The following is a 14,782-nucleotide window of genomic DNA, read 5'->3' as shown; positions in this document are numbered from 1 at the left end:
ATTTACGAAGAGGTTAACGCGGGCGGTCGCTTTGCTCAGGAACTTTGATGCTGTGACGCGAGCGCAACGGCGCCGGCCACGATGCCCGGCAGACCTGCCGTAGTGGGGACCGACCCGAGCTCGTCCGGCCCGAGCCAGCGCACCTCCAGCGCCTCCTCTCCGGCTTGGCCGTCGCCCGACAACCAGCGCGCCGCATGGGCGCAGATGACGAAATGGCGCCTCGCCCGGCCCGCCGCGTCGCGCTCGATCACCTCGACCGGCCCGACGAAGCCCAGGATCTCGGCCTCGACCCCCACCTCCTCGCGAAGCTCCCGGATCGCGGCCTCGGCGAGGGTCTCGCCCGGCTCGACGAGGCCGCCCGGCAGCGTGAACACGCCCTGCATGGGAGGCCGGGCCCGGGCCGCGAGGAGAACCTTGCCGTCGCGAACGACGCAGACGGAGGCGGCGAGAAACGGCCGCTCGGGATAGAGCCGGGAGGCCGTCACGGCCGGATGTCGGCGACGCGCCCGTCCTCGAGGCCGACCAGGATATGCGTATCCGCTCCCGAGCCGAGCGCCGCGACCCCGGTCGCAGCGGCGGCCGGCAGCGGGATGCGCTTGAGCTCGCGGATGCCGTCCTTCACCGAAAGGAGGGCGATGCTGCGCCGGTCGAGCGTGGGAAGCGCGAGTTCCGGCCGTCCGTCGCCGTCGAGGTCGACCGCTGCCGCGAGATCCTGCGCGGCCCGGCCGAAGGCGTGGTTCGCGTAGCCCGCCTTCTCGGCCTTGAGCGCCAGACGGTCGCCTTCGAGCGCCCAGAGCTGCAGGATCCCGTCCGCATGAGGCGTGCGCACGAGGGCGATCTGCGGCCGCCCCGTCCCGAGGAAATCGGCCACTGCAGCCGGGTTCAGCCAGCGCTGCCCCTCGCCGACCGGCGGCGTTTCGGCGACGACCTTCCAGGCCCCGTCGCGACGGCCGATCACGGCAAGCGCCGAGCCCCGCTCCGCATAGGACTTCACGATCACGATCCCGGGCGGACCGTCGCGGTCGAGCTTCGCGAGCCGCGGCTCGCGGTCCTCGAAGACGGCGCCGGGCCCGGCCGCGACGCGGGTCACCTCGGTCGGAACGGCCTGGGCGCCGGAGGAGATCTGCACCGGACGCTTCTCGGCGATCGACACGCTCTTCGCATGCACCGAGGCGCCGAGCGCCTCGTGACCATATTCGCGGGTCGGCTCCGTCAGGGTCGCGGTGATCGGGCCCGCCGCCTCGATCCGGGAGGCCGGGATGGCGTCCCGCCCCCGCTCCGTGGTCGCGAGATCGGCCGCGCTCCCACCCAGATCGAGGGTCCGGACCTCGCGGCCCGCGAGCGTCAGCACGGCCCCGCCGCCCTCGCCCCAGACCACGACGAGCGGCTTGTCCCTGAGGGAAGCCTCCGCCCGGAGCGGCGCGAGCGAAGGCGCGATGGCCGCGACGCGCGACGACGGGCCGCGGAACTCCCGCACCTCGAAGGGAAGCGGCACGACGGACACCGTCGGCTCGGCGAAAGCCGCGGCTCCGAAGGCGATCGGAAGAAGCCCGAGGAGCGCAGCGCTTGCCCTCGGGAGACGCTGAGCGATGCTGCTGCAGTTCAACCAGCCTGCTCCGATATGCGGGCGACGGCGCGAAGCGCTTCGTCCGCCCTGCTGCAAGGTAGGCATATCGGAGGCCGTCCTGTGGAGATCAATCTCCCTGCCGTCACACGTGCTGCCCGCCATTGATGTGCAGTTCGGCCCCGTTCACGTAGGACGAAGCGTCGGTGCAGAGGAAATAGATGGCCTTTGCGACCTCGTCCGTCGTGCCGAGGCGGCGGAGCGGGATCGTCTCCACGATCTTCTCCGTCCCCGGCGACAGGATGGAAGTGTCGATCTCGCCGGGCGAGATCGCGTTGACCCGGACCCCGAGCGGGCCGAAATCGGAGGCCATCTCGCGGGTGAGCGCCGCGAGCGCCGCCTTCGAGGTCGCGTAGGCCGCGCCCGCGAAGGGATGGACGCGCGAGCCGGCGATCGAGGTGACGTTCACGATCGAGCCTTTCGCGCGGGCGAGCTCGTCGCACAGCCCGCGGGCCAGCATGATGGGTGCGAAGAAGTTCACCTGGAAGACGTGCAGCCAGTCGGCATGGGGCGTGTCGAGGCCCGCCAGGCGTTTGCCGCCGGGACCCTTCGGCGAGATGCCGGCATTGTTGACGAGCGCGTGCAGCATCCCGCCCTCCGGGACCAGCCGCTCCTTCGTTTCGGCGATGGCACGCCGCGTATCGTCCGGATCCGAGAGGTCGACCTGAAGATGGTCCTCCGGGCCGGCCTCCCAGGGGCAGTTCTCCGGAAAAGCGTGACGGGAGCAGGTGATGACGCGCCATCCCGCCGCCTGGAACCGCTTCACGGTGGCGTGGCCGATGCCCCGGCTTGCGCCGGTGAGCAGCATGACGCGACGGCCTTGGTTCGGGCGCTCGGGCAATGTCGGGCCTGTGGTGGAAGGGATCGCGGCGAGTCTAGCCCGCAGGCGCCCGAGCGTCCATGCGGGTCAGAGCCAGCGCTTCCAGCGGAAGAAGAAGTACGGCATCACGGCCGCGAACACCATCAGCAGGAGCGCGAGCGGGTAGCCCGCCTCCCAGTTCAGCTCGGGGATGTGCCTGAAGTTCATGCCGTAGATCGACGCGATGAGCGTCGGCGGCATGAAGACGACCGCCATGACGGAGAACAGCTTGATGATGTTGTTCTGCTCCAGGTTCACCAGTCCGAGCGTCGCGTCGAGCAGGAACTGGATCTTGTTGGCCTGGAAGGTCGCGTGCTCCTCCAGCGACTGCAGGTCGCGCAGGACCGTGCGCATCTTGTCGCGCAGCTCCTTCTCGACCTTGGCCGCGCGGTAATCGGCCGTCACGAAGAGCAGCATGCGCTCGATCGAGACGAGGCTCTCGCGCTGCTTGGAGATGAGGTCGCCGGTCTTGCCGAGGGCGCGCAGCTGCGACTGGTACTCGGCGTTGCGGCGGCCCGGGTCGGTGTTGGTGGCGAAGATGGAGTTCGAGAGGCTGTCCACGCGCTCGCCGGCGAGCTGGAGGATATCGGCCGAGCGGTCGAGGATGGTCTCCAGCAGACCGGCCAGCACCTCCTCGCCCGACTTGCCGAGGCCCGACACGCGCGAGACCTTGTGCGCGAACATCTGAAAGGCGCGCGGCTGCTCGTAGCGCACGGTGATGAGCGTCGAATCCTTCACGATGAAGCTGACGGGCGTCAGGATCGGATCGGCCTCGTCGGCGCGGCAGAGCATGCGGGCGGTGAGATAGCGGGCACCGTGCTCGGCATAGAGCAGCTCGGAGGGCTCGATATCCGCCTGGTCCTCCCTGGTCGGCACCTCGATCCCGAGGAAGCGCTCGACCTTCGCGTCCTCCTCGCGCGTCGGCGAGACGAGGTCGATCCAGAGCGAGCCCGGCGGAATCGGCTCGTCCGGCTCCAGCATCCGCCGCTCGACCAGGGTTCCGGGCCAGGCGTTCGGGCCAGGCGGCTGGTGGACGAAGATCATGCGGAGCGCGTCCCTGCCGAGCCCGGCTCAGCTCGCGAGCGCGAGGCGCGCGTCGGCCCCGAAATCGCCGCCCGTCATCACGGCTTCCTCCAGCCCGCCCGCCGCGACGGCCAGGTTCTCGGCGAAGAAGCGGCAGAGGGCGATGCGGCCGGGCTGGACGGGATCGTTGTCCCCGGCGCCGATGGCCGCCTGGGCGGCGAGCGCCTCCTCCGCAAGCGACACCCCGCCGCGCGCGAGCCCGAACAGGCGCAGATAGGGCGTGGCGCCGGCAAGAAGCCTGTCCTGTTCTCCCGCCCCGAGCGCTGCGAGGAGGAAGCTCGTGGCGCGATCGAGGCTCTCCACCGCACCGCGCAGGCGCGGCGCCGTGAGACCAAACCCGGGACCGCCCTTCTGCGTCACGCGGCGGAGCACGGACCACATTCCGGCAATCTCGGCGCGCACCGTCTCACCGCCGGAGAGTGGCAGCTTGCGGTTGACGAGGTCGATCGCCTGGATCCCGTTCGTCCCCTCGTAGATGGCGGCGATCCTGGCGTCCCGGAGATGCTGAGCCGCTCCCGTCTCCTCGATGAAGCCCATCCCGCCATGGACCTGGATGCCGAGCGAGGCGACCTCGATCCCGATATCGGTCGAGAAGGCCTTGGCCACCGGCGTGAGCAGGGATGCGCGCTCGCCCGCACGCCGGCGTCCCTCGGCCTCGGGGCAGAGCCGGGCGCGGTCCAGCGAGGCGGCCGTGAGATAGCAGATCGCCCGCGAGGCGGCCGTGTATGCCTTCATGGTCAGGAGCATGCGCTGCACGTCGGCATGCTCCAGGATCGGGCTCATCCCCTCCCCGTTCCAGCCGGGGGCCCTGCCCTGCCGCCGCTCCGCCGCATAGGCGAGCGCGGCCTGGTATGCGCGTTCGGCGATGGCGACACCCTGAAGCCCGACATTCAGCCGGGCGTTGTTCATCATCGTGAACATGCAGGCGAGGCCGCGATTCTCCTCGCCGACGAGCCAGCCGATCGCCCCGCCATTGTCGCCGTAGGCCATCGTGCAGGTCGGCGAGCCGTGGATGCCGAGCTTGTGCTCGACCCCGGCGCAGCGCAGATCGTTGCGCGTTCCGTCCGGCAGGATCTTGGGCACGAGGAAGAGCGAGATGCCGCGCGTGCCCGCAGGCGCGTCGGGGAGGCGCGCGAGGACGAGATGGACGATGTTGTCCGTCAGGTCGTGTTCGCCATAGGTAATGAAGATCTTCGTCCCCGTGATCCGGTACGTGCCGTCCCCGGCACGTTCGGCGCGGGTGCGCAGGACGCCGAGATCGGAACCGGCCTGCGGCTCCGTCAGGTTCATCGTGCCGGTCCACTCGCCCGAGACGAGCTTGGCGAGATAGCGGTCCTTGAGCTCGGGCGAGCCGTGCTTGTCGAGAGCCTCGACGGCACCCATGGTGAGCAGCGGGCCGAGTCCGAAGGACATCGCGGCCGCGTTCCACATCTCCGAGCAGGCGGCGGCGACGAGCGTCGGCAGCCCCTGACCGCCATATTCCTCCGGTCCCGGCAGCGCGTTCCAGCCCGCCGCGGTCCAGGCCGCATAGGCCTCCTTCCAGCCAGGCGGCATCGTGACCTGGCCGTCCTTCAACGGGGTCCCGTGCCTATCGCCGATCCGGTTCAGGGGTGCGATCACATCGTTGGCGAAGCGGCCGGCCTCCTCCAGGACGCTCTCCACGAGGTCGGTCGTCAGGTCGCCGTAGAGCCCCTCGGCCACCGCGGCCTCCAGCCCCGCAACGTGGCGCATGACGAAGGCCATCTCGGCCACAGGCGCGCGATAGCTCATGCCGGTCTCTCCGCTGACGTTGACGGGACGGACGCCTTCACCTAGCGCGCCCGAATGGCGGGCGGATTGATGTGACGTGAGCGGCACCGCGTCAATGACGGGGGACGCACCTTCGCGTGCGACCGAGCGGCTCGGGAGCGGCGCGGACGACCTAGCACGCGCGGCCGCGATCCTCGCGGAGGGCGGACTCGTCGCTTTCCCGACGGAGACGGTCTACGGACTCGGGGCAGACGGGCGGAACGCTCGGGCGGTCGCGGCACTCTACGCCGCCAAGGAACGGCCGCGCTTCAACCCGCTCATCGGGCATCTCCCGACGGCGGATGCAGCGATGCGGGAAGGCGTCTTCGACGAGGACGCCCGCCGGCTGGCCGACGCCTTCTGGCCCGGGCCGCTGACGCTCGTGGTGCCGGTTTCCACGGAATGCTCGGTCTGCGATCTCGCGCGGGCCGGGCTCGACAGCGTCGCCCTGCGCGTGCCGTACCACCCGGTCGCGAGCGCGCTTCTGGCCGCGTGCGGCTTTCCGGTGGTCGCGCCCTCGGCCAACCGGAGCGGGCGCGTCAGTCCCACCGAGGCGGAGCATGTTCTCGCCGATCTGCAGGGCCGGATCGATGCGGTCGTCGATGGCGGGCCGACCCGGGTCGGGGTCGAATCGACGATCGTCGCCTGCCTCGGCAGCCGCCCGCGCCTTCTCAGGCCCGGCGGGCTCCCGCGCGAGGCGATCGAGCGCGTGTTGCGGCACCCGCTCGAAGACGGCCATCCGTCCGCCTCGAAGCCGCTCGCGCCGGGCGCACTCGCCTCCCACTACGCCCCGCATGCGAGGGTCAGGCTGGAGGCGAGCGAGTCTCAGCCCGGAGAGGCCGCCCTGTCCTTCGGGCCCGATCTCCCGGGCGAGGCGGTGGCCCGTCTCAATCTCAGCGCCGCGGGCGACCTCGCGGAAGCGGCCGCGCGCCTGTTCGGCCATCTCCGCCGCCTGGACGCGGCCGGACCGGACGCCATCGCGGTCGCGCCGATCCCGGATATCGGCCTCGGCGAGGCGATCAACGATCGCCTCCGCCGCGCGGCCGCGGAGCGATAGGCTCAGCCGATCTCGACCACGATCCTGCCCCGGATCTTGCCGTCGAGGATGTCGCGGCCCGCCTCGATCACATCTTCGAGCCTGATCGTCCGGGTCATGCTCGCGAGCTTGTCCCGGTCGAGTTCCTTCGCGAGGCGGTTCCAGGCCTCTTGCCGGAGCGGCTTCGGCGCCATCACCGAATCGATCCCGAGCAGCGACACGCCGCGCAGGATGAAGGGCGCGACCGAGGCGGGGAGATCCATGCCGCCCGCGAGCCCGCAGGCCGCCACCGCGCCGGCATATCTCGTCATGGACAGCATGTTGGCGAGCGTGGTCGAGCCGACCGTATCGATGCCGGCCGCCCAGCGCTCCTTGCCGAGCGGGCGGCCTTTCCCGGCCAGTTCGTCGCGCGGGATGATCTCGGCCGCGCCGAGCCCGGCGAGGTAATCCGCCTCGCCCGTCCGGCCGGTCGAGGCGACGACGTGCCACCCGGCCTTCGCGAGCAGCGCGATCGCGACGGAGCCGACGCCGCCTGCCGCTCCGGAGACGACCGCCGGGCCGCGTTCCGGCGACAGACCGTGCCGCTCGAGCGCCATCAGCGACAGCATGGCCGTATACCCGGCCGTTCCGATCGCCATGGCCTCCGCCGGGGACATCCCGTCGGGCAGCCGGACGAGCCAGTCGCCCTTGACCCGGGAGCGCTCGGCATAGGCGCCGAGATGCGTCTCGCCGGTGCCCCAGCCGTTGAGGACCACCGCGTCCCCCGGCTTGAACTCGGGATGCGACGAGGTTTCCACCGTGCCGGCGAAATCGATGCCGGGGATCATCGGGAAGCGGCGGACGACCGGCGCCCGGCCGGTGAGCGCGAGTCCGTCCTTGTAGTTCACCGTGGAATGGCTCACCCGGACGGTGACGTCGCCCTCCATCAGCTCGGAATCGGGGAAGTCCCGGACGACCGGAGAAGCGCTCCCGCTCTCCGCCTTCTCGATGACGACTGCCTTGAACGACGCCATTCCGGTCCCTCCCGCGCGTCGGCGGAAGGACCCGCGCCGGGCCGCGATGTCAACCCGGCAGGTGCGACTCACATCCTCAGCTGAAAGCCCCTCACGAAGCGCTGGAACCAGCGCTGGGCGTCGCCGAGAAACTGCGCGACGTAGCCGTAGCCGTAGGGCGAGTAGTCGAAGACACAGAAAGCCGCGAAGGCGATGGCGATCACGACGAGAGGGCCCATGGAATTGCCCGAAGGCCGGATTCGGCCCGAAGCGCCGTGCTGCTCGATGTGGAGTCCGAAGGCCATGGTCGACTCGATACTGCTGCCCCGTGCAGTAGTTTCGCTGCCGCGCGTGAAGGACAACTTAAGCAAAAAGCCGAGGAATCCGGGGATCGACTGATTCCGCCGGCCTCACTTCAGGCCGCGCGGTCCCGCTTCGGCAGGGCGAAGCGGGACAGGTCGAGCCTGGATCGACCATCGAGGACGCGCTCGGCGACCGCCTCCCCGATCGCCGCGGAATGCTTGAAGCCGTGGCCCGAACACGCAGAGACGACGAGCAGGCGCCCGTTCTCGGGATGGTCGTCGATCGCGAAGCGGCTGTCCGGCGCGAGCGTGTAGAAACAGGTCTTCGCCCTGAGGCAGCGGCTGGTCACACCCCGGAAGCGGTCCGCGACGTAACCTGCATGGACCTGCTCGATCTCCTCCTCCGTCACGTCGCGGTCGATCTCTTCCGGCGCATCGAGCCGCCGCTCGAAGTTCTCGGTGGCGATCTTGAGCCCCTCCGATCCGGGCGGGATCGGGAACCCGTATGAATGCGCGTCCCTGCCGCGGTGCAGCCAGATGAAGACGGGGAAGCGCCCGGGCGCATAGACGGTCGGGTCCTCGGACTCGAACCAGTTCAGAACCTGGCGGTGAAGCGTCATATGCGCCAGCGGGGTTCCGGCGAGCCCGGGGCTCCAGGCACCGGCCGAGAGGACGGCGCGGGCCGCCTCGTAGACGTCCCGGTCCGTTTCGACGCGCACTCCCGAGCCGGACGGCGCGATCGAGGTCACGGTCTCGCCCGTCCGCAGCGTCGCGCCGGCCTGGCCGGCCAGCCGGAGCTGGGCCGCGATGCAGCGCTCCGGATAGACGAAGCCGGCACCCGGCTCGAAATAGGCCTGCTCGTCGACGTGCAGGATGAATTGCGGAAAGCGCCTTCGGACGTCGTCGGGAGCGAGCACTTCGTGCGGGATCGCGAACCGCTCCGCCGCCGCAATCGTCCGGTCCATGAAGGCGGCCTTGGCGGGATGCACCGCCCCGGCCGCGGCCAGCACCAGGCCGCCGCACCGGACCAGCAGCTCCTCGCCCGTCGCGGCCTCGATCTCGCGCCAGATCTCGTGCGCCCGCATGGCGAGCGGAACGTATTCCTCGCCCTCGCCGATCGCCTCGCGGGTGATCCGCGTCTCGCCATGGCTGGAACCGTGCTCGTGCGGCGGCGAGAAGCGGTCGATGCCGACCACCTTGGCGCCGCGCCGCGCAAGCTGGAGGGCTGCGGCGCTTCCCATCGCGCCGAGCCCGATCACGACCACATCGCAGACCGTCATCGCACCATCCTCAAGGCGGCGCGGAATATGCGCCGGACCGTCCTCCCGCGCGAGCCCCCGCCTCCAGCGCGCATTTCACCACGTGAGCCGTGCGGTTGACGACCTGCAGGTTCGGCGCGCCCCAGAAGGCGAGAAGCGCCGGCCAGGGCTCGTGCCGCCGCTCCCGCCAGACGCTGAAGAGCGGGACGCGGTGGTCCACCTCGGCCGTCCTGAGGAGCCGTCCCCCGCTCACCGCGCAGCGCCTGTGCTGCACGCGCTTCAGCACCTGGACGTGGTCGCTCGGCTCGCACCAGAAGCGCCAAGCCGCGACGCAGGCCGCGTGCCAGCCGGCATTGTGGTTCGTGCGCCCCTCCCGCCAGAGGTCGACATGCCAGCCGAGCCGGAAGACCGGCTGGCCGCAGATGCAGCAATGGCCCGGCCCGCGGCTGAACCGCGCCTCGCGGAAGGGCGCCGGAGGCGTCCGGAAACTCAGCGACCGGGCCGTCCCGGCCGCACCGTCGAGCCGCCAGGTCCAGCCATCCGGCGTGCCGCTCAGGGCCGCGAGGCCGCGCGCGAGCCGGTCGGCACGCAGCGGATGCGCGCGCCAGTAGCTCTCGACCGCACGCCGGGGCGTCGGGGGAATGAAGGGCCGCGCCAGCGCGTGGCGGAGGACCGGCCCGGGAACCGCCTCCGGCATCGCTCGCCGGAGGCGCTCGAGCGCCTTCCGGTTCCGCTCGTCGCGGAACGCGCTCACAGGGGGATGTCCGGCCGAATCATGCCCGGATGGTGGGGGATACAGGTGTCCGAAGCGTTAGGTCCGCCGCTCCGGCGGGAGCCGGACGAGCACCACCGCCGATGCCGCGACGATGAAGGCGAGACCCAGGAGGTCGCCGGTGGTCGGGCGCTCGCCGAGGAACGCCGTCGCGCCGAGCACGCCGACCGCCGGAACGAGAAGCGAGCCGATGGACGCGATGCCGGTCGGCAGCGCTTCTAGGATCGTGAACCAGAGCGTGGTCGCGACCGCCTGCGCCAGAATGGCGTGATAGATGAAGGCCCAGATCGTCGCGGTCTGGAGCGGGCGCAGTTCCGGCACCCCCTCGAAGACGAGCATTCCGGCGGTCGTGACCGGCACGGCGAGCATGAGCTGCCACCAGGCGATCGTGAGCGCTCCGGCATCGATGGGATACCGCTTCAGGACCACGCTGCCCGCCGCCCAGGACACGCCCGACAGGATAGCCCAGACGAGGCCGATCGAGAACTCGCCCGCCGCCAGGATCGGCCAGCCGAGAGAAAGCAGGCCCGCGATCCCGAGCCCGAGCCCGAGCGCGCGCCGGCGGTCGACCCGTTCCCCCACCACGATCCGGGCGAAGATCACGGCCCAGATCGGCATTGTGTAGGACAGGACGGAGCTCCGCGTCGTGCTCGCGGAGAGCTGCGCGAAGGCGCTCAGCAGGTTGTAGAAGGTGATCGACAGGAGTCCGACCACGACGAGGCGGAGCCAGTGCCGGCGAGGCACCTCGAGACTCTTCCCGCGCACCCGGAGATAGGCATAGAGGGCCAGCGTCCCGGCCGCGAATCCCGCCGCCCGGAGCGTCCAGGGCGGGATCTCCGTCAGGCAGATCCGGACCGCGACCCAGTTGAAGCCCCAGAGAAGCCCGAGCAGCGGAACCAGCGCCGCCGTCTGCGTCGGGACCGCTCGCGGCACGGGAGCGGTCACTTCCATAGCCACGCCGCACCTCGAACGCCTGAGGAATCGCCGTGCCGATGCATCACGACGGGCGTCGTGAAGGAATCGGAGAAGACATGCGGCGCGATGCGGGAGGGCAGGTCCAGATAGAGCTCCTCCACATTCGACATGCCCCCGCCGAGGACGATGATGTCGGGGTCGAGCACGTTCACGACGCTCGCGAGCCCGCGCCCGAGCCGGTCGAGATAGGCCTCGTATGCATCGCGCGCCGCCCGGTTTCCCGACCGCATCAGCTGCACGATGTCCGGCCCGGGGAGCGTGCGGCCGGTCCGCTCGCGGAAATCGCGCTCGAAGCCGGTGCCCGACACGAAGGTCTCGTTGCAGCCGTGCCGCCCGCAATAGCAGGCCGGACCGGGACGCTCGTCGTCCCTCGGTCGCGGCAGGGGGTTGTGACCCCATTCGCCGGCGATGCGGTTGTGCCCACCGAGCGCGCGCCCGTCGATCGCGATCCCGGATCCGGCGCCTGTGCCGAGGATGACGCCCCAAACCACCGCGCAGCCGGCGCCGGCGCCGTCGACGGCCTCCGATACCGCAAAGCAGTTGGCATCGTTCTCGACCCGCACCTCGCGCCCGAGCGCCCTCTCAAGGTCCCTGTCGAGCGGCCGGCCGATGTTCCAGGTGGAGTTCGCATTCATGATGAGGCCGGTCCTGGGCGAGATCGCGCCCGGGATGCCGACTCCCACCGTCCCGCGCAGTCCTGCCGCCGCTTCCAGCCCCGCGACGAGATCGGCGATCGCGGCGATGCAGGCTTCGTAATCCCCTCTTGGGGTCGCCACGCGCCTGCGGGCGAGAATCTCGCCATCGCCCGACAGGCAGATACCCTCGATCTTTGTCCCGCCCCAGTCGATGCCGACGAGCATCGGAATCAGGCCGCGGCCGCGAGGGCGGCCTCGACCTCCCGTGCCCGGCCGAGTCGCCGGAAGGTATCGGCGAGCTGCGGACGCGCGGCGATCTGCCGAGCGTGCAGGCGGCTCACCTCTGCGGCGAGCCGCCCGCGCCTGCCGAGGATCTCGTCGGCGAAACCGATCATGCGCAGGTTCGGCCAGGCCTGCGGACGGATGGCGGTCAGCCTTGCGATGAGGCTCTCCTCGTCCTCGTCCGGATAGGCCAGGGCCAGCAGCATCGTCATGGCGGCGGTGGAGCGCGAGATGCCCATGTGACAGTGGACGAGGAGGTGGCCGTCGTCGCGCTCGTGCGCGTCGGCCGCGAGCTCGTCCGCGAAAGCGATGATACGCTCGACATGCGCGCGCTCGGGCAGGATCTGGCCCGGGATCGGCTCGATGATGTCGTGGAAGCGGAGCGTCAGCCGGCGATGGGGATCCCAGCGTCCGAAGCTCTCCGGATCGGGCCAGTCCGGATCGAGGATGGACAGCACGTGCGTGACCCGGCGGGCGGAGTGGCCGTCGAGCTCCTCGAGTCCGCAGACGGTCAGGAGGGAGATGCGCGCGCGTTCCATGCCGCCGCTGTAGCGGATTCTCGGCCCGCGACCTAGCCGCTAGCCCCTCGCGCCGGCCGTGATCGGCTCCTGATAGACGAGGCCCATGTCCCACGGAAAGTAGATCCAGGTGTCCTGGCTTACCTCCGTGACGAAGGTGTCGATCACCGGCCGGCCCGCCGGCTTGGCGTAGATCGCCGCGAAATGCGCCTTCGGCAGCATGTTGCGCACGATCTGGGCCGTCTTCCCCGTATCGGTCAGATCGTCGATCACCAGGACGCCCTCGCCCTCGGCCCCGAGCCCCGTCACGCTCTCGGCGATGCCCTTGAGGACGGTCAGTTCGCCCTGGTTCCGGTAGTCGTGGTAGCTGGCGACGCAGACCGTCTCGATCAGCCGCACATCCAGCTCCCGCGCCACGATCGCGGCCGGAACGAGCCCGCCGCGCGTGATGCAGACGATCGCCTTGAACGGCCCGGCCGCGGCGAGCCGCCAGGCGAGCGCACGGGCATCGCGGTGGAACTGGTCCCAGGAGACCGGAAAGGCTTTCTGCGGCGGCTGCGCCATGCGGGATCGAGACCTCCTGCCCGGCCGCGCTCTTAGCCGGGCCGGCAGGGCTTGTCATTCAGGCTCCGTGCAGGACCGCTTGTGTAGGGACCAGCTCTCGAACCGTCGCCCGCCCCCACGTTGACAGGCGCCGCGCGCAGCCTGTCGAAGCGCGGGAGCGGCGGTTCCGTGCCGGAGTGCGCCTGCCGATGTGGCTGATCCGTCTCTATATCCGCGTTCTCGGCCAGCTCGGCTCCGATCTGCGGCTGGGTGCCGTCCTGGCGCTCGCGAATATCGGGCTCGCCATCGCGGCGTTTGCGGAGCCGGTGCTGTTCGGGCGGATCATCGACCGGCTCACCCAAGGCGTGTCGGGCGGTGCAATCGTGACCTTCTCGTCGCTGCTGCCGCTCCTTGCGGCCTGGATCGCGTTCGGTCTCTTCGCCATCGGGGCCGGCGTTCTCGTGGCGCTTCATGCGGACCGCCTCTCGCATCGGCGGCGCCTCGCCACGATGGCCACCTATTTTGAGCATGTCCTCGAGCTGCCGCTCGCCTTCCACACCTCCACTCATTCCGGCCGCGTGCTGAAGGTCATGCTGGAGGGCTCCAACGGGATGGCCTGGCTCTGGCTTGGCTTCTTCCGCGACCATTTTGCGGCCATCGTCGCGCTGACCATCCTGCTGCCGCTCACCCTGTTCCTGAACTGGCGGCTAGGTCTCCTCCTCCTCGCCCTCGTGGCGCTCTTCACCGTGCTCACGGCAATCGTGCTGCGGAAGACCGAGACGCTGCAGGGCCGGGTCGAGCAGTACCACTCGAGCCTCGCCGAGCATGCCTCCGACGCGCTCGGCAACGTTCCTGTCATCCAGTCCTTCACCCGCGCCAAGGCCGAGACGGGAGCGCTCAGGAACATCATCGGCGAGCTCCTCGCGGCTCAGACCCCGGTGCTGTCCTGGTGGGCGCTCGCATCCATCGCGACACGCGCCTCGGCCACGCTGACCGTGACGGCCATCTTCCTGCTCGGCACCTGGCTGCACCTGCGCGGCCTCGCCTCCATCGGCGACGTGGTCATGTTCATGTCCATCGCGACCATGCTGATCGGCCGCCTGGAGCAGGTCGTCTCCTTCGTGAACCAGCTGTTCCTGCAGGCGCCGAAGATGGCGGAGTTCTTCGATATCCTCGATACGGCGCCGGCGGTCCACGACCGCCCCCATGCCAAGAACATCGAGCGCTTCAAGGGACGGGTCGAGTTCGACAACGTCTCCTTCTCGTATGACGGCAAGCGGACGGCGATCGCCGATGTGTCCTTCTCGGTCGAGCCGGGCGAGACGGTGGCGCTGGTGGGCGCCACCGGATCGGGCAAGTCGACCACGCTCGGGCTCCTGCACCGCGCCTTCGACCCGCAATCGGGCGCAATCCGGATCGACGGCGAGGATATCCGCGACATCAGCCTCGCCTCGCTCAGGCGCAATATCGGCGTCGTGTTCCAGGAGCCGATGCTGTTCGCCCGCTCCATCCGTGAGAACCTCCTCGTCGGCCGGCCCGATGCGACCGAAGCCGAGATGCGGGAGGCGCTGGAGAGGGCGCAGGCGAGCGAGTTCATCCAGCGTCAGACCGACGGCCTCGACTCGGTCATCGGCGAGCGTGGCCGCTCTCTCTCCGGGGGCGAGCGCCAGCGCCTCTCGATCGCCCGGGCGCTGCTCAAGAACCCGCCGGTCCTGATCCTGGACGAGGCTACGAGCGCACTCGACGCGGCCACGGAGCGGAAGCTCCAGGCGGCGCTGGAGGAGGTCATGAAGGGCCGCACGACCTTCGTCATCGCGCACCGGCTCGCGACGATCCGCAACGCCGACCGCATCCTCGTCTTCGACGCCGGGCGGATCGTCGAATCGGGAAGCTTCGACGAGCTCGTCGCCCGTGGCGGGCGCTTTGCCGAGCTGGCGCGCGCGCAGTTCATGGCGGGCGAGGCGAAGCCGGTTCCGGCGGCTCGGCTGGCCCTCGCGGTCGTGGGCGGCGCCTGATCGCCTGAGTACCTCGCCGGATGCCTCCAATGCGCCGATTGCGCTCCCGGGGGCGATCACGCATCCTGCCGGGCCTGCGGGACACGGGCCGGAATCCTG

At 70.3% G+C, this 14,782-nt stretch carries 15 protein-coding genes; 2 read left to right on the top strand and 13 right to left on the bottom strand.

The window, feature by feature from the left end:
• Positions 1-35 precede the first annotated feature (35 nt).
• The 5 genes from HJG44_RS23875 to HJG44_RS20935 all read right to left on the bottom strand — a co-directional run bounded on the left by HJG44_RS23875 (position 36) and on the right by HJG44_RS20935 (position 5,336).
• Positions 36-485, bottom strand: coding sequence for an NUDIX domain-containing protein (locus HJG44_RS23875; RefSeq protein WP_171220284.1), 450 nt, complete (start codon positions 483-485; stop codon positions 36-38).
• A complete protein-coding gene (locus HJG44_RS23870; protein WP_171220283.1) occupies positions 482-1,606 on the bottom strand; it encodes an NADH-quinone oxidoreductase subunit E in 1,125 nt (374 codons plus the stop codon). Before HJG44_RS23870 ends, HJG44_RS23875 begins: the two co-directional genes overlap by 4 nt.
• A gap of 103 nt (positions 1,607-1,709) precedes the next feature.
• Positions 1,710-2,432, bottom strand: coding sequence for an SDR family NAD(P)-dependent oxidoreductase (locus HJG44_RS20945; RefSeq protein WP_171220282.1), 723 nt, complete (start codon positions 2,430-2,432; stop codon positions 1,710-1,712).
• Between the two features lie 99 nt (positions 2,433-2,531).
• Positions 2,532-3,527, bottom strand: a complete 996-nt coding sequence (locus tag HJG44_RS20940; RefSeq protein ID WP_171220281.1) for a magnesium transporter CorA family protein — start codon at positions 3,525-3,527, stop codon at positions 2,532-2,534.
• Between the two features lie 27 nt (positions 3,528-3,554).
• Complete coding sequence (locus HJG44_RS20935) at positions 3,555-5,336, bottom strand: acyl-CoA dehydrogenase (RefSeq protein WP_171220280.1); 1,782 nt, start codon at positions 5,334-5,336, stop codon at positions 3,555-3,557.
• Between the two features lie 94 nt (positions 5,337-5,430).
• Here HJG44_RS20935 and HJG44_RS20930 point away from each other — a divergent pair, with 94 nt between their 5' ends.
• On the top strand, positions 5,431-6,411 hold the full coding sequence (locus HJG44_RS20930) for an L-threonylcarbamoyladenylate synthase (RefSeq protein ID WP_171220402.1): 981 nt from the start codon (positions 5,431-5,433) through the stop codon (positions 6,409-6,411).
• Between the two features lie 2 nt (positions 6,412-6,413).
• Here the strand turns inward: HJG44_RS20930 and acuI are convergent, their stop codons facing one another.
• The 8 genes from acuI to gpt all read right to left on the bottom strand — a co-directional run bounded on the left by acuI (position 6,414) and on the right by gpt (position 12,689).
• Entirely contained in the window at positions 6,414-7,403 is a 990-nt protein-coding gene (gene acuI, locus HJG44_RS20925) for an acrylyl-CoA reductase (NADPH) (protein ID WP_171220279.1), read from the bottom strand.
• A 68-nt stretch (positions 7,404-7,471) separates the two neighbouring features.
• Positions 7,472-7,687 carry a hypothetical protein gene (locus HJG44_RS20920; protein WP_171220278.1) on the bottom strand — a complete coding sequence of 72 codons (216 nt, stop codon included), beginning with the start codon at positions 7,685-7,687 and terminating at the stop codon, positions 7,472-7,474.
• A 110-nt stretch (positions 7,688-7,797) separates the two neighbouring features.
• Positions 7,798-8,964 carry an N-methyl-L-tryptophan oxidase gene (solA, locus tag HJG44_RS20915; RefSeq protein ID WP_171220277.1) on the bottom strand — a complete coding sequence of 389 codons (1,167 nt, stop codon included), beginning with the start codon at positions 8,962-8,964 and terminating at the stop codon, positions 7,798-7,800.
• Between the two features lie 10 nt (positions 8,965-8,974).
• The gene (locus tag HJG44_RS20910) at positions 8,975-9,640 is read right to left on the bottom strand and encodes a hypothetical protein (RefSeq protein WP_246736411.1); all 666 of its coding nucleotides are present in this window, start codon (positions 9,638-9,640) and stop codon (positions 8,975-8,977) included.
• A 114-nt stretch (positions 9,641-9,754) separates the two neighbouring features.
• The gene (locus HJG44_RS20905; protein WP_246736410.1) at positions 9,755-10,666 is read right to left on the bottom strand and encodes a DMT family transporter; all 912 of its coding nucleotides are present in this window, start codon (positions 10,664-10,666) and stop codon (positions 9,755-9,757) included.
• Positions 10,657-11,550 (bottom strand): ROK family protein, encoded by an 894-nt coding sequence (locus HJG44_RS20900; protein WP_171220274.1) that lies wholly within the window; start codon positions 11,548-11,550, stop codon positions 10,657-10,659. Before HJG44_RS20900 ends, HJG44_RS20905 begins: the two co-directional genes overlap by 10 nt.
• 5 nt (positions 11,551-11,555) lie before the next feature.
• Positions 11,556-12,146 (bottom strand): tyrosine phosphatase family protein, encoded by a 591-nt coding sequence (locus HJG44_RS20895; protein ID WP_171220273.1) that lies wholly within the window; start codon positions 12,144-12,146, stop codon positions 11,556-11,558.
• A gap of 39 nt (positions 12,147-12,185) precedes the next feature.
• Positions 12,186-12,689 (bottom strand): xanthine phosphoribosyltransferase, encoded by a 504-nt coding sequence (gene gpt / locus HJG44_RS20890; RefSeq protein ID WP_171220272.1) that lies wholly within the window; start codon positions 12,687-12,689, stop codon positions 12,186-12,188.
• 188 nt (positions 12,690-12,877) lie between these two features.
• Between gpt and HJG44_RS20885 the strand changes: the two genes are divergently transcribed.
• Complete coding sequence (locus HJG44_RS20885; protein WP_171220271.1) at positions 12,878-14,683, top strand: glucan ABC transporter ATP-binding protein/ permease; 1,806 nt, start codon at positions 12,878-12,880, stop codon at positions 14,681-14,683.
• Positions 14,684-14,782 lie beyond the last annotated feature (99 nt).

Source organism: Enterovirga aerilata (assembly GCF_013044135.1).
GTDB lineage: Bacteria > Pseudomonadota > Alphaproteobacteria > Rhizobiales > Beijerinckiaceae > Enterovirga > Enterovirga aerilata.
The sequence above is the reverse complement of the archived record's forward strand: the minus strand, read 5'-3'. Positions and strand labels throughout refer to the sequence as shown.